The following is a 21349-nucleotide window of genomic DNA, read 5'->3' on the forward strand; positions in this document are numbered from 1 at the left end:
CAAGAACGACTTCATCACGCTTTTGACGTACATTGAAACCGTAGGCGAGGCACCCACCGACGAACTGCACGACCTGTTCGCCCAACTCGGACCCGAGGCAGAGGAGGCCTACATGACCACCGCAGACATGCTCCGCGCCGAAGGCGAAGCCCGCGGTGAAGCCCGCGGCGAGGCCCGCGGCGAAGCCCGCGGGCGCACCGAAGCACTCGTGCAGCTACTCACCCTCAAATTCGGCCCCCTACCCCAGAGCACACTCGACACCGTGCACACCGCCACCATCGACCAACTCGAAACCTGGACCACCCGCGTCCTCACCGCCCACACCCTCGACGAGGTCCTGCACTGACAGTTCCAGGTCAACGTGGCTCGATTCGGATGTGCCGGAAGTACACCTCGTCGCCGTCGTCGTGATTCTGTAGTCCGATGAACCCCTCAGAGAGATCGCGTGCCGGATCCGAATCCTCGAACTGGTTGATCAGCTCACCGTTCAGGTACACGTCGATGGCCTGGCCTTCGACGACGATCTCGTACGCGTTCCAGGTACCCGGAGGATTCAACGCCGCGTCCCGGGCGTTGACATCCGCACCCTGGACCCCGTAGATCGCTCCCGTCGTCCGGTCCGGCTCGTCGGTCGCATCGATCTGGATCTCGTATCCGTGCTCGACAGCGACCCAGGGGTCGTCGCCCGGGTCGGGGAAGCCGACGAACACCCCGGAATTGTCGTCCCCGGCCACCTTCCACTCCAGCCTCAGACGGTACGAGCCGAACGATTCCGGATACCAGAGCAGACCCATACCTCCCACGGTGCGGACACTGCCGTCGCTCTCGAGGACGAACTCGCCGGGCCCGGTCATCCGCCACTCGTCGAGGCTCTCCGGCGTTCCGTCGAGCAACGTGCGGTCACCGTCCCCGGGAGGGCTTGCCGACGGAGCCCTGTCCCCTAGCGCCGGGGCGTCCGCACCGGACTGGCCGTCGTCCGGGCCCGCAGGGGTGCACGACGGCACGGCAAGCACCACGACGTACGCCACCATGGCCGCGATGCGAATCGGCGACATCCGCGTCATCCTCCCGAATGTCGCGAGGTGGCCAGCAGGGACGCGCCAGGCTTCATCCAGGCGGCCCGCAGCTGGTCAACGCACGAGGCCGAGAAAGGCGGCCGTGAATCCAGGCAGGTCCACGTAGTGCTGCGCGGTCACGAGATTGCCGTCGGTGACCACTCGCTCGTCCGAGTACGACGCCCCCGCGTTGACCAGGTCATCCCGGGTGGAGGAGTATCCGGTGAGCTGGCGCCCCTTGGCCACGCCGGCGCTGATCAAGACCCATCCGGCATGACAGATGGCGCCGAGTGGTTTGGCCGCGTCGTCGACCGCGGCGACGAGAGACAGCATGGCGCCGTCCCGGCGCATGTAGTCAGGCGCGAATCCACCCGGCACGATGAGGCCGTCGAGCGTAGCCGCCTCGAACCCGACCGCGGCCGCGTCGGATGTCTTGGGGAAACCCGCCTTGGACCGGTAGGTGTGCTCGGCGTGCGAGCCGATCACCGTGACGGCGAAGCCTGCTTCCTGGACCCGGTAGAAGGGGTAGATGAACTCCTGCTCATCGAAGAGATCCGCGATGAGGATCCCGATCTGACCTGGCATGGTGTGCACTCCTTGGCCAACGTGCTCGTTCCGCCGAGCCTACCGGCCAGCGCCGTCGACATTCACGGCCGTGGGCAGCGGACGTGTACCGGGGCCTCCGCCCCTCGGACTCGGACGAGCATGTGATGCACATCTCGGAATCCCTCACGAATTGACCGAAATATGGACGTGATCGACACCGTTGTGTGGGTATGTGAAACGAATCCGCAGTTGGTTCCACGTCCGGTGGAGATGCCGGACGCTCCGTACGAGGGAGGGAACGTGATGCCCGATCTCGTCGTCGTGGCGGTACTCGCGTTCCTGGCTGGTGGCGCGGTGTTCGGCGCGGGCCGGGATATGCGATTGATCAACGTCGCGAACCGGGAACGGGACCGCCGTGGTGAAGCCGAAGAGCGCCTGAGCATGGCCCAGATCGATCCGTTGACGGGCTCGTCGTTCACACCCAGGCCACGCGGTTCGCAGCGCCGGGGATGGACGCCAACCAGGAAGAACACGAAGGGACGCATCGTCGCCTGAGCGCACGTACCTCCGGTCATCGTCATCGGTCGAGCCGCTCCAGCCAGCGACGCTGCTCGCGACTCCGCAGCCCGGCATCCGCCTGCTCGACTGCCGCAACTCCGAACGACGCCCTCCTCTGCCAGCTCCCGACATCAACCTCACCGTACGAAACATCGATGCCGTCGAGGCACTTCGCCCCTTCTACACGCGAAAGGCCGGATCCGAGCAGCAGTCCAGACCCCCAAGCGGCAGTCCGACTCCGAGCGGCCGGCCGGATCCGCACGATTTTGCCGACCCGAACGCCATCCACGACAACCCCCGGCGGATCGGTCTCGCGCTCGTTCGTCCCCCGCGATCTATTCCACGTAATCCTTGACGACGGTGCACATGTCCATGTTGACGATCATTGATGATCAGTACCGTGGCTGCGGGCTCACCAGCGTCGTGTCGCTCGCGCCGACGGAGGGGCATCTCGGCATGAGCATTTCGGAGTCGCAGGCGCTCAAGTTCCCGGCCGGCTGACAAGACGCCTCGGGTGCCGACTCTGTATAGGGGTATCGCGAGCGGACTTGACACGCTACAGTACCGCTCGTTGAAGGTCAGCATACAAATCACTGGGGATCTTGGTCATGGATCGTATCACCGGTTCCGCACGGTACGCCCGGAACATCGGAGTTCCCCTGGTTGGAGCGTCACTACTCGCCATCTCGGCTGGATCGGCCGCATCGGCCGAGGAGTCGGAGGATCCGTCTCGATCCGCCGGTGAGCCCGGTCAGGTAGAAGGCGACCGGCAACCTGCGGCCCCGGCAGACGAATTCGCCTCCGCACTCGGGGACCCCGATGTTCTCGTGGGTGCCGAGTTCGAGACCGGGCCACCAGACAGCTCTGCCGCGATCGTCGGTGGCGATCCGATCGGCGGGTTTCCTCGCGAGGGCGACGAATTCGTCATGCTCTCCACGGGCGACGCGTCGATGGCCTACGATCCGAATGACTCGGGGAACACGTCAAGCGACTTCGGAGCCACCGATCGAGGCGTGAACGACCCGACCGTGCTACGTATCGATCTCGACGTCCCCGAGACCGCCAACTGTCTGCTCGGCGTGGATTTTCGATTCTTGTCCGAAGAATTCCCCGAGTTCGTCGGGACGAGTTTCAACGATGCGTTCGTAGCGGAGGTCGGGGAAACGACGTGGTCCGTGGGGGACCAGGATGTCGAAGCGCCGCGCAACTTCGCCTTCGACGAAGAGGGCAATCCCATCACGATCAATGCAGCCGGAGCTGCGACCATGACCGAGGAGGAAGCGGGCGGCACTACTTATGACGGCGGCACCACGCTGCTGACGGCCGCCACGCCGCTCGAACCCGGGCCCGAATCTCTGTACTTCTCCATCTTCGATGTCGGCGACGGTATCTTCGACTCCACCATCCTGATCGACAACATTCGCGTCGGCGAGGTCGCTGATGTGGAAGAAGACTGCGAGCCAGGAGCTGAGGAGGTCGATCCGCAGGCATACGTCAGCCTCGGCGACTCCTACTCGTCCGGGTTCGGGGTGGACCCTTACCACGATGGGACCCACGAAGAGGATGGCAACGATTGCCAGCGCTCGACCAGGGCCTACTCAGAAGTGCTGGCCAGCAGCTTAGATCTGAACAACTCGTTCCACGCGTGCCAGGGAGCGGTTACCGATGACTTCTACTCCGTGGCGGAGGGCCGCGAGCATTGGGGTGAGGAACCTCAGCTGGACTACCTGGCCGACGACACGGGGCTGGTCACATTCTCCATCGGTGGCAACGACGCGGGATTTGGCACGGTGCTCCAAGACTGCATCGATGGATGGGAACTACTCCCCTTCAACACGTGTCACGGTGACGAGCGTGTCACCGAGCGGGTACGGGAAGCGTTCGACAACCTCGCCGGCCGAAGCGACAGCAAGGCTGACATTCACCCGTATGCCGAGATCCTCGCTGACGTCCGGGAGCGTTCACCGTTCGCCGATCTGGTCGCCGTCGGATATCCCCGCTTCTATCCGGCCGGCGGTGAAGGCCGGTACCTGCCAGGCGCGCGCTGCGAGGCGGTGAAGCAGGCTGACCAGCGATGGATTGTCGAGAAGATCGGAGAAATCAACCGCATTCTCGAGACGGAGGCCGAGCGGTTCGGATACCGCTTCGCGAACCCGAGTGATCGGTTCATCGGGCACGAGCTGTGTGGTGAAACCGGAGACGAGTGGATCTTCCCGCTGCTCTCCTCGGGCAGGATTCACCCTACTGCCGACGGCCACCAGGCCATGGCTGCCGAAGTCGAGGAGGTGCTCACCGATGAGGACGATCCCAGCTTCGTCGTGGAGCCCGGCGAGACTGTCACCACAGCGTATGTGGTCGAGGAAGGCACCGTGCGAACCACCGTGGTGCTGCGCTGGCCCGGAAGCGACGTCGTGACGACATTGCGCTCGCCGTCCGGCGAAGAGTACTCTCGCGAGGACCTCGAGGGGCTCGCCGACCACAGCAACGGGCCCGCTTACGAGCATTTCGAGCTGGTGGATCCAGAACCGGGCGAGTGGACCATCGAGAGCCATGGCTCCGATGTCGATCCCGGCGGCGAACCAGTGTATCTGTCGACCTATAACGAGGATGCACCGAACGAGCGCCCGGAGGCCGCGGCGACGGCACTCCGCGCCGGCGACACCGTCGAGCTGGACGGCACGGGATCGAGTGATCCCGACGGCAGCATCGCCTCGCACCAGTGGTATGTCGAGTTTGCCGATGCCGACGAAGTGGTGGACGCGGCGACCGGGCAGGTCGACGTGTCTTCCACCGAACCGGTCAGCGTGACGTTGGTGGTCACCGACGACGAAGGATTGACTGACTTTGCGACGTCTACGCTCGTCGCCGGCAAGGTGCTGCTGGAGGAGGGACAAACGGAGCTCGGCACCGACGTCGAATTCGCGCTGCTGGCAGCAGAGATCTTCGATGCCGAGGCGGCCATCGACGAGAACACTCTGCGGCTGGGCCCGGCGCAGGTCGAGCCCGATACGGTAGACGTGCGTGACGTGAACGACGACGGATACGACGATGTGGTCGTGACGGCACGCTATGACGACCTCGGATTCGCCGGGGATGAGGTGGAGTTGTGTGCCACCGGCGTGTTGAACGACGAACGTGAGCGGAAGTTCCGCGCATGCGACGCCGTCAGCCTGCCCGGAGAGGATCCAGAACCGACGCCCGAGCCGACCGAAGACCCGGACGACGAACTTCCCGACACCGGTGCCGGTATAGCCATCTACGTCTGGCTGGCCGCCATCGTCGTCGGGATGGCTGGTTTCCTCCTGGCCTCCGGCTCGTGTGGCGCGCAGCGGTCAGCTCACACCAGCGGTAGACACGGCTAGAGCGGCGCCGACGGCTACCGCAAGGAGTATCCACCACCAGCGGCTACGGAGTAGGGCGACGGCTACGGCTGCCGGAACGGCCAGTGAGATGACCAGCCCGGCGCCGTAGCCGACGAGCATTCCGGATCGGGGTTCCTCGTCAGGTCCGCCAAAACTGGCGTTCTCCACGTAGAGGGACAGCCAGAAGCCGATGGCAGATATCGTTCCAAGCACGCCCAGTATCCCGACGACGGCCACTCGCCAGCCTGTAGGACGAGGAGACTCGTGCCTATCGCTGGTCCCGGCCATGACGCGCAGCGTAGCCATCGAAACCGTGTCCGGTCGAGGGTGGTCTGATGGCCCGGAACGGGTACGGCGATCGCTTAGACATAGTTCACCGATGCCCAGCGCCGTCGTCGCCGTGGGTCCGTAGGCAGTACAGCGCGACCCCTGCGGCCACGCTGACGTTGAGCGAGCTCTTCTGCCCGTACATCGGAACCTGCAACAGCACGTCGCAGTGTTCCCGCAGCGAGGCGTCGATGCCCCGCACTTCGTCGCCGAGCAGCAGGGCGATCCGATCCGGCGGGTGATATTCGGCGATCGTGACCGCGCCGTCGTCGATCTCGAGCCCTGCCACCGTATACCCATCCGTACGCAGCGATTCGAGCAGCGCGTAAACGTCTGGTTGGTGCGTGACCGGCATGGTTCGCTCCGCTCCCGCCGCGCTCTTGGCGATCCGCTTGGTCAGCCTAGCCTGCAAGGCGGGGTCGCGGGAGTCGTCGGACTGCGACGGGTAGGGCGTGAACCCGGTCACGTAGACGCGCTCCACCGCGAAGACGTCGGAGGTCCGCAGCAACGAGCCCACGTTGAACACCGAACGCAAGTTGTGCGCGAGAACTACGATGCTGCGCTGGACATGGTGAGCCACCGTCACATCGTCTCAGGGCACGACGCCGGTGCTGCGCCGGTAGTAGCTCCGGGTCTTGCTCCGGTTTCCACAGATCCGCATCGAGCACCACCTCTTGGAGCGATTCTTGGAACCGTCGTAATAGACCACTTCGCATTCCGGCGCCGAGCACAGCTTCAGGCGCCGCCACTCACCGCTGATCGACGCGAGCACCGTCGCGCCCAGGACCTCGGCCAGGAATCGTGACACGCCCACACCTGCGGGACGCACGGTGGCGTCCCCGTCGGCGTCGAACGCCACGCCGAGACCCGCCGGCAGCGCGAGCTCGGTGAGCCCGTCTGCGTCGATGCTCGTGTTGTCGCCATGATGCCGGCGCAGCACGTCACGCAGCGCGGCGCGCAGCTGTCGCGCCCACTCGAGGTCCGGCGCCGTGACGTGCCCGGCGTCGGCGGGCCGGTGGTGCGCGCGTAACCAGGCGCGGAAATGGTCGGCGTCGACCAGATCGTCCGCGCCGGAAGCGACGTCGACCGAGTTGAGGAACGATTCCACCAGCCACAGCCGAGGTGGGACGCCGGTTCTCGCGCTCACCCTGCCATGCTCCCACACCTCCTTGACACTTTCGACGGTGTGAAAGACACTACCGGCGAAACTGTTTTGCTGGTGTGAGGATAGGCGACTATGGCACTCGCTCGCTTCAAAGACCTCTGCTTCGACGCCGAGAATCCCCGCGTACTCGGCGAGTTCTACGCCCGGGCGCTCGGGCTGTCGTATGTGGCGCACGACAGCAACGGTCACCTCGAAGGACAGGCACCCGAGCAGACCATCTGGATCAATCCGGTTCCGGAACTGAAGACCACCAAACATCGAGTGCACGTCGACGTCCGCACACCATCGGTCCACGAGCTCGAGAAACTCGGCGCCACCGTGCTCAACCATGCCGATGGCTGGACGGTAATGACCGACCCCGAAGGCGGGGAATTCTGCGCGTTCGAGCGGGACCGCGTCGACGACTACCGCTTGTACGCCGTCATCGTGGACTGTGCGAAACCGCGGTCCCTGGCCACCTGGTGGGCCGACGTCGTGGGCGGGGAGGCACGATTCGACTCGGCGCACGGGCTGTGGTCGATCGAACCCATGCCCGGGGCGCCGTTCGAATCGTTCGTGTTCGTGCCGGTCCCGGAGCCGAAGTCGACGAAGAACCGCATCCACTGGGACGTGACCACCAGCGACGTCGATGCCTTGCTCGATCGAGGTGCCACCATGTTGCGGGAGAAAGGCGGCGACATCGACTGGCACGTCCTCGCCGATCCCGAAGGCAACGAGTTCTGCGCCTTCGTGACGTGAGCGGCACGCCACGCGTCACCGCGCGGTCGTCGCCACGCGGTCGTCACGCCAGCTGGATGTCCTCCGGCGCTCCTTCGGCCACGATCTGACCACCGCCGACGCCGCCCGCCGGGCCGAGCTCGATCACCCAGTCCGACGCGCGGATGACGTCAGTGTCGTGCTCGATGGTCACGACGGTGTTCCCGGCGTCGACGAGTCGCTGGAGCACATCCAGCAAGCACGCGGTGTCCGCCGCATGCAGGCCGACCGTCGGCTCGTCGAGCAGGTACAGTGCCCGCGCGCCGGCACCGCCCTTCCGCGTGCCCTGCCGGGCCAGTTCCTTCGCCAGCTTGATGCGCTGCGCTTCGCCCCCGGATAACGTCGTCGCGGGCTGGCCCAGCGGCAGGTATCCGAGGCCGACGTCGGCCATTACCTGCAAGCGCGACGAGATCGCCGGCACGTCGCCGAAGATGTCGAGTGCCTCGGCGACAGTCATGTCGAGCACCTGCGCGATATCGCGGCCGCCATACGTCACCGCCAGCACGGCGGGCTGGAAACGGCGTCCACGGCAGCTCGGACAGCGCACTTGCACGGCCGGCAGGAAGTGCATCTGAACGTCGAGCACGCCCGCGCCCTCGCAACGTTCGCATCGTCCTCCACGAACGTTGAACGAGAAATGCCCAGGGGTGAGACCACGTTCCCGGGCCCCGGCCGTCGCGGCGAACGCCTCGCGGATCGGCGTGAACGCCCCGGAGTAGGTCGCCGCATTCGAGCGCGGCACGCGGCTGATGGGCTGCTGGTCGATGGTCACGACCTTGTCGAGGTGTTCCCACCCGTCGATCCCATCGTGCGCTCCGGATGTCTCGATGGCGCCGTAGAATCGTTGCCGCGCGGCGCGGCTGACGATGTCGAGCATCAGCGACGACTTGCCCGAGCCCGACGGCCCGGCAACCGCGACGAGAAGACCGAGCGGCAGCCGCACGGTGACCTCCTTGAGGTTGTGTTCCCTCGCCCCGCGAATGATCAATGCCGTCCCGTCGCCCGCTCTGCGGGTTTCCGGCACGGGTGTGGCCAACTGCCCTGCGAGGTGGCCGCCCGTCACCGAGTCCGGGCTCGCGGCCACCTCGTCCGGCGTACCCGTCACCACGATGCGCCCGCCATGCCGACCCGCACCGGGTCCGATATCGACGACGTGGTCGGCTGCTCGCAACACGTCGAGATCGTGCTCGATCACGAGCACCGTGTTCCCCAGGTCACGCAAACGGCGCAGCACGCCAATGAGCCGCTCCGTATCGGCCGGGTGCAGTCCGATAGTGGGTTCGTCGAGCACGTACAGCACCCCCGTCAGCCCCGAACCCAGCAGGGCGGCCAATCGCAGCCGCTGGGCTTCACCTCCGGAGAGGCTGGGAGTCGGCTGGCCGAGCGTGAGGTACCCGACGCCGACGTCGACCAGGCGGCGGATCCGTTCTTCGAGGTCGACGACGATGGGCTCGGCCACCAGCCACTCCTCGGCCGTGATCTGACCCCGGAGGGAATCGATCCAGGTCGCAAGCTCGTCGAGGGGCAAACGCAGCGCATCGATGATGGTCCGCCCGGCGACCGTGACGCGTCGACTCTCGGGACGGAGACGCGTGCCCCGGCAGTCCGGACACGTCTGCGTGACCAGGACGTGCTCCGCCCTCTCACGGTAGTCGGCGTCCTCGATGCGGTCCGCATAGCGCCGCAGCACGTTCGTCACCACACCCTCGAATCGCCCGCCCGTGACGGTCGCGGGTGGCTCGATGTCGGGGACGTGCCGGCGGAATTCAGGACTGTCGACGCCATAGAACAGCAGGTCACGTTGCGTCTCTCCGAGTTCCCTCACCGGCGCATCGGCGTCGAAGGAGAAACCATAGTGCCGCGCGGCCGCCTGGAGCACCGAGATGTTGCGCGCAGTGAGCGAAGGATGCCAGCCGACGACGGCTCCTCCGGCCACGCTGCGCTCGTCGTCCACCAGGCGCTGTACGTCCGCGTCGAACACCGTTCCGAGGCCGGTGCAGGTGGGGCACGCACCGGCAGGCTTGTTGAACGAGAAATTTCCCATCACTAGCTCCGCCACGGGTGTTCCGCAGTGGGGACAGGGCACGGTCGGGCCCGCCTCTGGTGTCTCCTCCGGCTCGCCACCGGGGACGTCGTCGTCCCATACTTCATCGCCACTCACCCGGTACGCCGGTGGGACGCCCTGCCCGCATTCCGGACACGCCTGGTAGCCGATGCGTGCCCACAGCACGCGGAGATAGGTGAAGACCTCCGTTGCGGTTCCGACGGTGGAACGCGGGCTGCGATTCGTCAGGTGCTGATCGACACTGATCGACGGCGACAGGCCGGTGATCGAGTCCACCGCCGGCTTGCTCACGAACCCCGTCACCATACCCAGCGATTCGAGGTACTGGCGCTGGCCTTCCTTGTGCAGAATGTCGAACACCAACGACGACTTGCCCGAGCCCGATACCCCGGTGGCCACGGTCAGCAGGCGTTTGGGCACGTCGACATCGATATTCGCGAGATTGTGTTCGCGCGCTCCAATGACCCGAATTCGTTCACCAACTCCGAAATCCATACCTTCAAGTATCTCATTGAAGTACTTGCGTAAACTTTGTCTGAGCTAACCTCGAATTTCATCGTGCCTATACAGAAAAACTCTCAACTAGCGGAGAAAAGGCATTGGCATCGACTGGCGAACCGATGGATCGGGCAGGGAAACGGCTGCGGCCGGTCGATCTCGCCCGGGCGGCGGGTATCTCGACACAGCAGGTCCGCAACTACGAAGAGGCTGGCGCGCTACCCGCGGCTCCACGCACGCCCTCCGGCTATCGCAGCTACGACGCGCGGCACCGGAACGCCCTGCTGACGTATCGGGCGCTCGTCCGCGGATACGGAACGGACACCGCCCTGGCCATCATGCGGGCCGTGCACGCCGGGGACATCCCCCAGACTCTCACCCTCATCGATGCCGGGCACGCTGCGCTGCACGAACAACGGCTGTCCCTGGAAGCGACGCAGAACGCCCTGGAAGTGGTGGCCGAGGAGAACCCGGACAGCTCGGCTCCGGGGCGTTCGGGCATGCGCATCGGCGAGGTCGCCGCCTACCTCGGCATACGCGCCTCCGCGCTGCGCGTGTGGGAGTCCGCCGGCCTCCTGGCGCCACGGCGCGAACACGGCACCAGGTATCGCAGCTTCGACCCGGCCGATATCCGGGATGCCCGAATCATCCACATGCTGCGGCAGAGCGGATACCTTCTCCCGCAGATCCGTTCCGTGCTTGACGGGCTCCGCCACACCGGAAATACCGACGCGCTCCGCGCGGCGATCGAACAGCGCCAGAAGCAGCTGATACAGCGCTCGACCGCCATGCTCGAAGGCGCCAGCCTCCTCCATCGCTACATCACCGGCGAGCAGATCTCCGGCGCCGATGCGGGTGGCGCAGGTGGATGATCTAACTTCTTGGGCCTGTGGAACGTCCAGAGCCGGATTTTGCCTTCTGGACGTTGCGCAGGCCCAAGAAGTGCTCTCGTTCCAGCCTCTCGTCACCGCCCGACCCGGCACCGAGTGGGGTGGTACCGAGCGGCGGCGACGAAGGAACCGACATTGTCGAGGCCATCGCCTTGATGATGTCGGTTCGTTTGTCAGCGGCAAGGGGCGGAGGCCCAGCGCAAGGCTCAGCCGTGGCACGGATGCGCGTCGCACCTACGAATACACGCGCAGGGAGATCACATGTGCCCGTGGTGCGCCGTTGGTGGCCTCGGCGACGAGCCGCAGTGCGCGGGCAGACGTCGGAATGTCGAGCCGGTGCACGCGCCGGCGCCACCGGTTCGCCCGCTCCGACAGCACGACGCGCCAGTCCCCCGTCCCATCCGCGTCGACCTCGATCCGGTACTCGCGGACTAGGGTCGGAAGCACCTCGAACGGCGTACGCCAGTGATGCAGGTTGATCAGGTACTCGTCGACATCGTCGTCGAAGATGATCTCTACCTGTCGCACAGGGATCGGCTGCTCCCAGTCCAGCCGCAGCCACTCACCACCGTCGCCGGACAGCGGCTCGGACGCCCACAGCTGGGGACCCGCCCAGGGGCGCGCATACCCGCCGACGGCCTTGTCCGGCTCGTATGCCGCCGTGTCCGGACGTACCGCCACGCAGAAAGTCTGCCAGTCGCGGAGCTTGGGCCATTCCAGCAACGGCTGATCGAAATCGGCGTTCGGCGGAGCTGGCCGGTAGAAGTAACTGCGCACGCCCGGCTCGGCGATTCCGCTGGTGAAGATCGTCAGCTGGGGATTCTCCCGCACCACCACGAAGGCATTGCGCGGCGTTTCCGGCCGCCACGGCAGGTCGAGCCAGACCCACCGGGTTGGCCCGGCGGCGATCGGGGCGACGGCACCGCCCACCCGCTCGTGCGGAACGTAGTTCTGCTCGCGCCCGGTATCGAACAGCTCGACCTCCAGCTCGGTATCCGCCGCGGCTTCGACCAGCAGCCCCACTTCGGTCAGCTCGGGGTCCACCGGCACGATCGTTCCGACATCGCCCGTCAACGGCCACCGCCTGCCGCCGGTCGGCTCCGGGCGGACCGCCAACCGGGTCAGGGTGCTGGACGCCGTCACCGTCGCCGCGCGCGCGACGTCGGCGGGATCCTCGTTGCGCACCCCCAGGATCGACGCGTCCTCACGCAGCATCGCCTGGTGCAGCTCGGATAGATGGTCGCGGGCCAGCTCGCGCGGAGTGACGCCGAGGTTCTGAGCGACCGCCGCGCCACTGCCTACAGCCTGTCCCACTACCGCGCACGTCGCCATCACCCGGGTGGTGCCGAAGGCGACGTGGGAGGCGCTGATGTCCCGGCCCGCGAACCAGAGGTTCTCGACGTTCGCCGAATACAGGCAGCGCAGCGGGATGTGGTACGTGCCGTTCGGATGCCAGTGCTTCGATCCCGCTTCGGTGGCGTAGACGCCCTGCGGTGGGTGCAGATCGATCGACCAGCCACCGAACGCGACGCGGTCCTCGAATGGCGTCTGGGCGAGGATGTCGTGCTGGGTGAGCGTGTAGTCGCCGACGAACCGACGATACTCACGCTTTCCGGGCACCGTCCCGACCCATTCGAGCTCCATCGTGTCCGAATCGAAGTTGCCGGAGTTCTTGATGTAGTCCCAGATCCCGTAGATGACCGCCCACAGTTCGTCGCGGATGCGCTCGTTCTCGTGGACCGTGTCAATCTCGCCGCCCCACTCGATCCACCAGTAGGCGCATCCGTTATCTCCGGACCGGATGATCCGCCGCTCGGGAATGGGCGTCTTCGTGACATCGACGGCGAACGACGGCGGGACGTACTTGACCGGATAGCCGACGTCCTTGGTGTAGAACAGCAGGGTGCTGCCGAGCGTGATGTCGTCGGCCACGTCGGGCGCCCACGGCTCGTCGTACTCGGCCCGGCTTTCGCGCCCGATGCGATGCCGGGCACCGGCGAGGTGCCCGATCAGGCCGTCGCCCGTGCAGTCGGCGAACATGGGCGATTCGAACCGGATCCGCCGTTCGGAACCCAGCATCCACCCGGTGATCGCGTCGACCCGTCGCCGGGAGCCGTCATCGCTCGCCTCCACCTCGTGAACGTCCGTGTTCAGGAACGTCTGTATACCGGGCTCCTCACGCACCGCTTCGTGAACGACCGTGTCCCAGTAGTACGGGTTGCCCTCGGGATTGCGGTACTGGTTCTCCACGTACAGCTCTCCCATGATCCCGGTCTCGCGGGCGTAGCGCTGCCGGCCGTGCGCCGTGGCACCACAGACCCACACGCGGACCTCACTGGACGAATTCCCGCCCAGCACCGGCCGGTTGTTCACCAGGGCAACGCTGCGGCCCAGGCGCGCAGCGGCGATCGCCGCGCACACGCCCGCAAGGCCACCGCCGACCACGGTCAGGTCGGTCTGGACAGACTCGTCTCGCATATTCGTCAATCCTCTTGGGGTCGGTTTCTCGGTCTTGACGTCCGCCGGCGGCCGCGCCGACGGTGATCACGCTGGTCAGGGCGTACTAGTCGCTGAGCGCCTGTTCGACCGAGCGCCGGAAGCTGTGCAGCCAGAGCCGGATCGTGTCCGGATCGGCCAGCTCGGTGCGCCCGGTGAGCGCCAATGCCACGGGCGGCTCGCCAGGCGCATCCACCGTGATGGCCGAGGACATGTGCCCCGGCTTCAACCATCCATCGAGGATCAGGCAGTCGTGGACCAGCAGTTCGCGACCACGCCGCAGCGCCTCCTGTTCGGACTGCGGCGCCGGTGGCTCGGGCCGCTCCCAGCCGTACTTGTCGCGCGATTCCCGCAGCAGCTCGAGGGCCTCGTCTTCGGGAAGGTCCAGCAACAAGCGCAACCCCGGCGCCGACAGGTGCAACGGCCAGCCATCGGCATTGAACAGCACCGGCTGGTCATCGCCGCGCGTGCGGAGGAAGTAAATGACCTCTCCCCGCCACAGCACCGACAGCGAGACGGCCATGTCCCGCGCGTGCCGGGCGGCCTCCTCCATCGCCTTGCGCGGCTTGTGGGCCAGGTTGAACTTGGTAATGGCCGCCGCACCGAGCGACAGCACGCCGAAATCGGGAGCGAAGCTGCGGTAGCCAGTCTTGCGCGCATACCCGGCTGCCGCGAGCGTGGACAGGATCCGCGACACCGAGCTCTGGTGCAGACCGACCCGACGAGCGATCTCGCTGGCCGAGAGTGGCTCGTCGGACTCGACGAGCGCCTGTAACACGCTCACTCCATTGGCGAGCGCCTTGGCCGAGAGGCCAGTTCGCTCGGCGGCTGCTTCAGTTCCCATCGAAAAAGTATTGCTCCGGATTTGTCGGTGCTGGTGTCGGATAGGTCCACGAATTGGGCATGGACTCCGGAATGTTGCGGAGGGTCGCGGCGGCGACGCCGTACTCGTCGGGTTGCAGGTTGATACCCATGACCCAGAATTCCTCGCGGGCGATACGCAGGATCTCGGCCATGGCACTGGCCTGCTCCTCGGGATCGGTGGTCGCCTTGATCTGATCGTAGAGCTCGAACTGGCGACGCATCGCGTCGGGTGGCTCCTCACCACTCTCGCCGCCACTCTGGTACCACCGGGTCCACGTGACGGCGTACGCGGCATTTCCCGCGATGGTCGGCACGTAGAAGCGGGGAGCCAGGTAGATGTCGTTGAGCCCACCGGAGCCCTGCCAGACGGCCGCATCATGGTCTCCTGCCTCGGTTCGTTCCAGGAACAACGAGCGGTCGATGCCGTTGATACTGGTGTCCACCCCGACCTTCTTCCAGTAGCCCTCGATCAAATTCAGCGTGTCCGGGTAGTCCGGCCAGATCCCCGTGGCGAACTCGATGAGGATCTGCAGCCGGTCCCCGCTGGGCAGCAGCCGGTAGCCGTCGCCGTCCTTGTCGGGCAGCACACCGTCGAGATACTCGTTCGCCAGGTCCACGTCGTACTCGGTGTACTGCTTGGCGAGTTCCTCGTTGTACAGCTCGGACTCCGGGCGCGGCGCGCATTGCCACGGCTCCCCCTGACGCTGGTAGACCGCAGTGATGATCTCTTCACGATCGATGGCGTGGGACAGCCCGATTCGAAAGTCCTTGTTCCGGAACACCTCCCGGACCTCGTCGTTCTCGTGGCTGAGGTTCAGGCACAACGCCATCGTGTTCATGTTGGCCGGAACGGCGTCGAAGAAACGATAGCCACCGGACTCCCGGTCTTCGGCGAGGACGGGCCGGTTCTCCAGGCTGTTCACCGGTCGTAGCTGGAAGTCGATGTCGCCGGAGACGACGCGCAGCAAGATGACCTCTTCGTCCTGGATCATGTCGTAGGTGACCCGGTCGATGTAGGGGAGCTGGTTACCGTCCGGGTCCGTCTTGAAGTAATAAGGGTTGCGTTCGAGACGGACCTGGTTTCCCTCGCCCACGGGGTCGACGACGATCCACGGGTTGAGCGTCGGCAAGTCCGGGTTGGACCAGATCTCGGCCTTGTCCTGGAACAGCTGCATCCAGTCGGCCGCCCCTTCGGACTCGACCAGATCGTCGAGTTCCGAGTTGTAGTCCGGGTGGAACTGCTCCAGGTAATGCTTGGGCAAGCTGACCAGCGTGGTGCCGGCGCTTGAGGCGTACACCTTGGCCTGGTCCTGGAGGAAGAGCCCTTCGGGTTCGTCGAACACGAATGTCACCGTGTAATCGTCGATCTTCTCCGCCCGCACCGGGTTGGGCGAACCTCCGGGATACAGCTCCTCGTTGTTCAGGACGTCGTTACGGGCGAAGACGAGATCGTCGGCGGTGAACGGCTCGCCGTCGGACCACTTCATGCCGTCGCGCAATCGGAACGTGAACTCCCGATCATCGTCGCTGACCTCGAAGCTCTCGGCGATGTTCGGGATCACGGATATCTCCCAGTCGGGGGTCCAGCGCACCAGCGCTTCGTACCCGACGATCCGGTACAGCTGGATGGCTTCTCCGGGACCCAGGATTGCGCTCGTCAGCTCGCCACCGTAGCTCCCGATCTCCGCGACCGGCTCGACGACGAGCGGGTTGGCGGGCAGCCGCTCTTCCAGCGGTGGAAGGTCACCGTCTGCGACGCGCTGGGCGAGCATCGGTGACTCCTGGCCCTGGGGCCCGTCCGAGCCTTCGTTTTCCCCTCCTCGCGGTTCGGGTTCAAGGCTGCACCCACCGAGGAGATACACGGTCGCGGCGCCACCACTGGCCGCGAGGAACCGCCGTCGAGACAAGCTTCTGGCCACGTTCTTGGTCACGGGGTCCTCCTTCAACGGCTGACGACATCGGCTCTTGACTCCGGGCCGTACACATGCTCTGATCAGACCATGCATGTCGCGCATAGTCAACCATCCAAGTTGCGCTACACGCTTGGAATACTCACCGTGACCATGGCGACGCTGGCAAGCTCGTCGGCGCTCGCATACGGGCCCGAAGCCCGAAGTAACGAGCAGCCGTCCGGTGCGAGTGACGAGCGGTCGGTCACGTTCACCCTCGCCGCGCCGCCGCATGCAGAGGGCGAAGACGGCCCGGTGCTCGCGACGGTGGTGTGCGACGGCCAGATCGTCGCCTCCGCAGAGCTCACCCTCTCCGGCAACGCCCGCGTGACCGTCCCGCTGGACGAGCACATCCCCGGACCGTGCCGGGTCGACGCCGACGTGCCCGTACGCGACGCCAGCACCCACGAGGTGACGATGACCGTGCGCGAGGACGGGGATCCGATCGAGCGCACCCGGCAGTACACCGGCGACAGTGATCCCTCCCGTCGGGTCTCCACCAGCGAATTCAACGTCGCCGGACGAGCCGAGCCCGTCGACCTCGCCGTCGACATCACGCTCGGCCGGTTGGCCGCCGACGAGGTCGGCACCGCACTGCGCGTGATGACGTTCAACATCTGGCAGGGCGGCACCCTCGATCCCACACACGGCGCCGGCATGGGCGAGCAGAACCTCGACGAGCTCGTCGAGTTCGTCCGCCGTGAGGACCCCGACGTGTTGTTCGTCGTGGAGACCTACGGGGCGGGCCAGCGCATCGAAGACGGCCTGAACCGTGACCGCGACGACGGCCGCGAGTTCACCGGCGTCCAGATCACGAGGGAGCCGGGCCAGGACCCCGACCGGGACAATCTGTGGATGTTCACGTGGCTACCCGTCGAGGAGATCTACGATCGCATCTCCGGTGGTGGCGTGTCGTCGTTCCACTTCGGCGGCGCGCGCCTCGGGTTGCCCGACGGCGGGCACGTGCACGCCTTCTCGGCGTGGCTGCACCACCAGGACAGCGCACGGGCCCACGCCAACCGCGCGGCCGTCGAGGAGACGCTCGACCTGTGCCGCTACCACAGCCCGGAAGAGATCGTCGCAACCGACGAGCGCAACCGGACCCGGATGGCAATGACCGTGCTCGAGGACCGGCTGGACACCTACACCGGCAACGACGGTGCACCGGTGATCATCGGCGGGGACTTCAACACGCTGTCGCATCTGGACTGGAACGAGCAGTCCGCCGACGCCTTCGGCCACGGCGGCCTGGTCCTGGACTGGCCGGTCACCCGGATGTTCGCCGACGCCGGATTCACCGACACCTACCGGTGGGCCTACCCGGACGCGGGCCGGTATCCGGGCTCCACGATGGACCCCGCACGTGGCGAACTGTTCGCGCCCGGCCGTATCGACTACATCCTCACCCGCGGCGACGACGTACGTGTCCTGGACTCGGCCACCCGTACCGAGCGGCTGCCCGGCCAGCAGGGCTCGGCACTCGACGACCGGTTCGCCTTCTACTCCGATCACGCGGCCGTGATGACCGATCTGGTGATCCGCGGCGGCGGGCCCGGCACCGAAAGCGACCGGTATCGAGAGCGTGTACCGCTCGCGGACGAGCCGGTAAACCCCGACGCGACCTGGCCCGACGAGCCCGAGGGCATCCGTGTGCCCGCGGGCGAGCTCACCGCGGTTGCGTCGACGGAGGACGAGTTCCGGGAAGCCGGCAACGCCGTCGACGGGGACATCCGCTCCTATTGGCACTCCAGCACCTCCCCCGTGGAGGAGCTGCCCCACCAGATCACCGTGGATATGCAGCGTGTACGCCACCTGTCCGCGCTGCGATACCAGCCACGGTTCAACAGCGCACCGGGCACGATCCTCCGGGCGACCTTACAGGCCAGCCGCGACGGCTCAGACTACACGGATGTCGCCGAGGTGGACTGGGACCGCACCCGGTTGCCGAAAGACGTCGATCTCGACGGCGTCAGCGCCCGCTACCTGCGCCTGACGATCGAACGCGGTAGCGGCGGGGACCTGTCGTCCGCCGCGCAGCTCATCCCGTACGAGACGCGGAGCACCGGGCCGCCGGCCGAGGTGCCGGGCCCGCCCAGCGACGAACCGGGCCCACCCGAGGTGCCGGGAGCCCCGCCGTTCACCGACAGCCAGGACGTGGTGGTCACCACCCAGACGTTCCACTCCGACTGTGCCCGCGGCTACACCGAGGCCGGCACCTGGCACCCGAGCAGCCTGCTCGGTCACGACGGTTCGTACACCCGGTACAGCAACGTCCCGGACTCGACGGCAACGTGGACACCGGAGATTCCCCGGGACGGCGAGTACGACGTGTTCGTGTGGTGGCCGGATCATCCGACGGCGACGAACTCCGCCACCTATACCGTCGACGGAGCCGGCCCGGCCGAGGACGTCACGACCGATCCGGCCGATGGCATGGGTGAATGGCAGCTCCTCGGACGGTGGCCGTTCGAGGCCGGCACCAGCGGCGACGTCACGCTGACCGTGGGCTCGGGCTACCACCGCACCGACGCCGTCCGTTTCCGTCCAGTGCAGCACGATCCGCGCCCCTGACGGCGTCCAGGCGTGCGAACCGGGCGTGCGAACCGGGCCCTGACGATCGGCGAAAGGAGAGGCCACGAGTGCTGGGGTATATGACGCGCCGGGTCCTCATCATGGTGCCAACCCTGTTCGTGATCTCGATCATCTCGTTCGCCATCATCCAGCTTCCTCCGGGCGACTACCTGACGACGATGGTTGCCGAGATGGAGGCGCAGGGCAACGAGATCGACGAGGCCCAGCTCGATGCCCTGCGGGAGCGTTACGGGCTGGGCGAGTCGTTCTTCACCCAGTACTACAGGTGGATCACCAACGTCGTGTTCCACCTGGACTTCGGCCATTCCTTCGACTGGAATCGCCCCGTGTCGGGCCTCGTCGGCGACCGCCTGGCGCTGACCGTGGGGCTGTCCATCGCCACGATCCTGTTCATCTGGATCGTGGCGTTTCCCATCGGCGTCTACTCCGCGATGCGCCAGCACTCGGTCGGCGACTATGCGTTCACGATGGTCGGGTTCATCGGCCTGGCGGTCCCGAACTTCATGATCGCGCTGGTGTTGATGTGGATCGGCCTGCGATATTTCGGGCAGAGTCCGGGTGGCATCGTCTCCCCCGAATACGCCGACGCCGCGTGGAACCTCGGCAAGGTGCTCGACGTGTTGGGTCACCTGTGGGTACCGATTGTCGTCTGGGGCACCGCCGGCACGGCCGGCCTGATCCGGATCCTGCGCAACAACCTTCTGGACGAGCTGCGCAAGCCGTACGTCGTCGCCGCTCGGGCCCGTGGCGTGCCCGAGACGCGGCTGACCGTGAAGTATCCGCTGCGGGTGGCGCTCAACCCGTTCTTCTCGACCATCGGCTGGATCCTGGCCTCGCTGATCGGCGCCGACGCCATCGTGTCGCGGGTGCTCAACCTCGACACGACCGGCCCGTTGCTGCTGCGGGCTCTGATGGCCCAGGACATGTATCTCGCCGGCTCCCTGATCCTGATCAGCGCCGTGCTCGTCGTCCTCGGCACGCTGCTCTCGGATCTGTTGCTCGGCTGGCTCGATCCACGTGTCCGGTTCCGGTACGGACGTTAGTGAGGGGTGGCTCGACACCATGGCACGAGAGATCGCAGGTAGCGCCGATCCGGCCGACGATTCTGGCCTCACCTCCGGACGTGACCCAGCCGGGGACGAGCAAGAGGTATCTGTCGCCCCGCAGTGGAAGCTCGTGTGGTGGAGCTTCAAGCGTCACCGCATGGCACTTGTCGGCGGGATCATCACGATCTTCATCTACCTGGTCGCCCTCTTCGCCGGATTCCTCGCCCCATACAGCAATGATTCCTTCGACTCGGAGTACGCCTACGCCCCGCCTCAGCGGCTGCACGTCGTCGACGACGGCGAGTGGGGTCTGCATGTCCACGGTTACCGGGCCGAACAGGATCCGGAGACGCTCGAACTGTCCTGGGAGATCGACGAGAGCCAGAAGATACCGGTCGGGCTGTTCGTCCGCGGCGAGGAGTACGAACTCTTCGGACTGATCACGTGGGACCGGCATCTGATCGGACCGAAAGATTACGACGGTCCGCCGATGTACCTGCTCGGCGCCGACGAGCTCGGCCACGACATGCTCTCCCGGATCATTCACGGCACGGCCGTGTCGATGTCCATCGGCCTGGTCGGCGTGATTCTTAGCTTCTTGCTCGGCGTCGTCCTCGGGGGCATCTCGGGCTACTTCGGCGGCTGGGTCGACAACCTCATCCAGCGGATCACCGAGTTCGTCATCTCGATTCCGACCATTCCCCTCTGGATGGGGCTGATGGCCGCCATCCCGTCGCACTGGGGACCACTCCAGCGATACTTCGCTCTCACCGTGATCCTTTCCCTGATCAGCTGGGCCGGGCTGGGCCGGGAGGTCCGCGGCAAGTTCTACGCGGTGCGCGACGAGGAATTCGTGATGGCGGCGACCGTCGACGGCGCGAGCCAGCCCCGGATCATCTTCCGGCACATGCTGCCGTCGTTCACCAGCCACATCATCGCGAACATGTCGCTGGCGATCCCGGCCATGATCCTCGCCGAGACTGCCCTGTCGTTCATCGGCATCGGCCTCCAGGAACCCACCGTGAGCTGGGGCGTGCTGCTGGAAGAGGCGCAGAGCATCCGGGTTCTCGAGTCCGCGCCGTGGATGATGCTGCCGGGAGTCGCCGTGATCGTCGCCGTGCTGTCACTGAACTTCTTCGGTGACGGGCTACGCGATGCGGCCGACCCGTACAAGAGCTAG

Annotated in this window: 17 protein-coding genes and 1 pseudogene; 9 read left to right on the plus strand and 9 right to left on the minus strand. The window is 66.1% G+C overall.

Annotation, left to right across the window (positions count from 1 at the left end):
- Positions 1 to 346 (plus strand): annotated as a pseudogene (locus tag DPM12_RS21315) (hypothetical protein); the annotation flags it as partial.
- 10 nt (positions 347 to 356) lie between these two features.
- Here the strand turns inward: DPM12_RS21315 and DPM12_RS21320 are convergent.
- A complete protein-coding gene (locus DPM12_RS21320) occupies positions 357 to 1055 on the minus strand; it encodes a 3-keto-disaccharide hydrolase (RefSeq protein ID WP_211659209.1) in 699 nt (232 codons plus the stop codon).
- A gap of 75 nt (positions 1056 to 1130) precedes the next feature.
- Entirely contained in the window at positions 1131 to 1640 is a 510-nt protein-coding gene (locus tag DPM12_RS21325) for a type 1 glutamine amidotransferase domain-containing protein (RefSeq protein ID WP_112260397.1), read from the minus strand.
- A gap of 168 nt (positions 1641 to 1808) precedes the next feature.
- Here DPM12_RS21325 and DPM12_RS21330 point away from each other — a divergent pair, with 168 nt between their 5' ends.
- The 3 genes from DPM12_RS21330 (at position 1809) to DPM12_RS21335 (ending at position 5521) form a co-directional block, all read left to right on the plus strand.
- Complete coding sequence (locus DPM12_RS21330) at positions 1809 to 2156, plus strand: hypothetical protein (protein WP_158542994.1); 348 nt, start codon at positions 1809 to 1811, stop codon at positions 2154 to 2156.
- A 375-nt stretch (positions 2157 to 2531) separates the two neighbouring features.
- Positions 2532 to 2660, plus strand: a complete 129-nt coding sequence (locus DPM12_RS24185; protein ID WP_281269695.1) for a hypothetical protein — start codon at positions 2532 to 2534, stop codon at positions 2658 to 2660.
- A gap of 107 nt (positions 2661 to 2767) precedes the next feature.
- Positions 2768 to 5521 (plus strand): GDSL-type esterase/lipase family protein, encoded by a 2754-nt coding sequence (locus tag DPM12_RS21335; RefSeq protein WP_112260371.1) that lies wholly within the window; start codon positions 2768 to 2770, stop codon positions 5519 to 5521.
- Here the strand turns inward: DPM12_RS21335 and DPM12_RS21340 are convergent.
- The 3 genes from DPM12_RS21340 to DPM12_RS22975 form a co-directional block, all read right to left on the minus strand.
- Positions 5492 to 5809 (minus strand): hypothetical protein, encoded by a 318-nt coding sequence (locus DPM12_RS21340; RefSeq protein WP_123788529.1) that lies wholly within the window; start codon positions 5807 to 5809, stop codon positions 5492 to 5494. The genes DPM12_RS21335 and DPM12_RS21340 overlap by 30 nt on opposite strands.
- A gap of 85 nt (positions 5810 to 5894) precedes the next feature.
- Positions 5895 to 6428, minus strand: coding sequence for a TrmH family RNA methyltransferase (locus tag DPM12_RS21345; RefSeq protein ID WP_211659210.1), 534 nt, complete (start codon positions 6426 to 6428; stop codon positions 5895 to 5897).
- Positions 6429 to 6440: 12 nt separating this feature from the next.
- Positions 6441 to 6995 (minus strand): CGNR zinc finger domain-containing protein, encoded by a 555-nt coding sequence (locus DPM12_RS22975; RefSeq protein WP_158542995.1) that lies wholly within the window; start codon positions 6993 to 6995, stop codon positions 6441 to 6443.
- 90 nt (positions 6996 to 7085) lie between these two features.
- On the opposite strand from DPM12_RS22975, the gene DPM12_RS21360 reads away from it, so the two are divergent.
- Positions 7086 to 7751 carry a VOC family protein gene (locus DPM12_RS21360; protein WP_112260375.1) on the plus strand — a complete coding sequence of 222 codons (666 nt, stop codon included), beginning with the start codon at positions 7086 to 7088 and terminating at the stop codon, positions 7749 to 7751.
- Between the two features lie 43 nt (positions 7752 to 7794).
- Here DPM12_RS21360 and uvrA read toward each other — a convergent pair whose 3' ends face one another.
- Positions 7795 to 10329, minus strand: coding sequence for an excinuclease ABC subunit UvrA (gene uvrA, locus DPM12_RS21365; protein WP_112260376.1), 2535 nt, complete (start codon positions 10327 to 10329; stop codon positions 7795 to 7797).
- 125 nt (positions 10330 to 10454) lie between these two features.
- Here uvrA and DPM12_RS21370 point away from each other — a divergent pair, with 125 nt between their 5' ends.
- Positions 10455 to 11204 carry a TioE family transcriptional regulator gene (locus DPM12_RS21370; RefSeq protein WP_112260377.1) on the plus strand — a complete coding sequence of 250 codons (750 nt, stop codon included), beginning with the start codon at positions 10455 to 10457 and terminating at the stop codon, positions 11202 to 11204.
- Positions 11205 to 11456: 252 nt separating this feature from the next.
- On the opposite strand, the gene DPM12_RS21375 is transcribed toward DPM12_RS21370, so the two are convergent.
- The 3 genes from DPM12_RS21375 to DPM12_RS21385 form a co-directional block, all read right to left on the minus strand.
- Positions 11457 to 13700 (minus strand): FAD-dependent oxidoreductase, encoded by a 2244-nt coding sequence (locus DPM12_RS21375; protein WP_112260378.1) that lies wholly within the window; start codon positions 13698 to 13700, stop codon positions 11457 to 11459.
- Positions 13701 to 13785: 85 nt separating this feature from the next.
- Entirely contained in the window at positions 13786 to 14562 is a 777-nt protein-coding gene (locus DPM12_RS21380) for a helix-turn-helix domain-containing protein (RefSeq protein WP_112260379.1), read from the minus strand.
- A complete protein-coding gene (locus DPM12_RS21385) occupies positions 14552 to 16513 on the minus strand; it encodes an ABC transporter substrate-binding protein (protein WP_211659212.1) in 1962 nt (653 codons plus the stop codon). Before DPM12_RS21385 ends, DPM12_RS21380 begins: the two co-directional genes overlap by 11 nt.
- 132 nt (positions 16514 to 16645) lie before the next feature.
- Here DPM12_RS21385 and DPM12_RS21390 point away from each other — a divergent pair, with 132 nt between their 5' ends.
- From DPM12_RS21390 to DPM12_RS21400, 3 genes are all read left to right on the plus strand, one after another.
- Complete coding sequence (locus tag DPM12_RS21390) at positions 16646 to 19102, plus strand: golvesin C-terminal-like domain-containing protein (RefSeq protein ID WP_245951338.1); 2457 nt, start codon at positions 16646 to 16648, stop codon at positions 19100 to 19102.
- A gap of 68 nt (positions 19103 to 19170) precedes the next feature.
- Positions 19171 to 20166 carry an ABC transporter permease gene (locus DPM12_RS21395; RefSeq protein WP_112260382.1) on the plus strand — a complete coding sequence of 332 codons (996 nt, stop codon included), beginning with the start codon at positions 19171 to 19173 and terminating at the stop codon, positions 20164 to 20166.
- Positions 20167 to 20185: 19 nt separating this feature from the next.
- A complete protein-coding gene (locus DPM12_RS21400; protein ID WP_112260399.1) occupies positions 20186 to 21349 on the plus strand; it encodes an ABC transporter permease in 1164 nt (387 codons plus the stop codon).

The sequence above is a fragment of the Phytoactinopolyspora halophila genome, from assembly GCF_003287285.1.
In the GTDB taxonomy this organism is placed as follows: domain Bacteria; phylum Actinomycetota; class Actinomycetes; order Jiangellales; family Jiangellaceae; genus Phytoactinopolyspora_A; species Phytoactinopolyspora_A halophila.

Bases quoted from the DNA above. Each gene is read 5' to 3' on its own strand.
- DPM12_RS21320 (WP_211659209.1), bottom strand. From the start codon at position 1,055: ATGTCGCCGATTCGCATCGCGGCCATGGTGGCGTACGTCGTGGTGCTT.
- DPM12_RS21325 (WP_112260397.1), bottom strand. From the start codon at position 1,640: ATGCCAGGTCAGATCGGGATCCTCATCGCGGATCTCTTCGATGAGCAG.
- DPM12_RS24185 (WP_281269695.1), top strand. From the start codon at position 2,532: ATGTTGACGATCATTGATGATCAGTACCGTGGCTGCGGGCTCACCAGC.
- DPM12_RS21335 (WP_112260371.1), top strand. From the start codon at position 2,768: ATGGATCGTATCACCGGTTCCGCACGGTACGCCCGGAACATCGGAGTT.
- DPM12_RS21340 (WP_123788529.1), bottom strand. From the start codon at position 5,809: ATGGCCGGGACCAGCGATAGGCACGAGTCTCCTCGTCCTACAGGCTGG.
- DPM12_RS21360 (WP_112260375.1), top strand. From the start codon at position 7,086: ATGGCACTCGCTCGCTTCAAAGACCTCTGCTTCGACGCCGAGAATCCC.
- uvrA (WP_112260376.1), bottom strand. From the start codon at position 10,329: ATGGATTTCGGAGTTGGTGAACGAATTCGGGTCATTGGAGCGCGCGAA.
- DPM12_RS21370 (WP_112260377.1), top strand. From the start codon at position 10,455: ATGGATCGGGCAGGGAAACGGCTGCGGCCGGTCGATCTCGCCCGGGCG.
- DPM12_RS21375 (WP_112260378.1), bottom strand. From the start codon at position 13,700: ATGCGAGACGAGTCTGTCCAGACCGACCTGACCGTGGTCGGCGGTGGC.
- DPM12_RS21380 (WP_112260379.1), bottom strand. From the start codon at position 14,562: ATGGGAACTGAAGCAGCCGCCGAGCGAACTGGCCTCTCGGCCAAGGCG.
- DPM12_RS21390 (WP_245951338.1), top strand. From the start codon at position 16,646: ATGGCGACGCTGGCAAGCTCGTCGGCGCTCGCATACGGGCCCGAAGCC.
- DPM12_RS21400 (WP_112260399.1), top strand. From the start codon at position 20,186: ATGGCACGAGAGATCGCAGGTAGCGCCGATCCGGCCGACGATTCTGGC.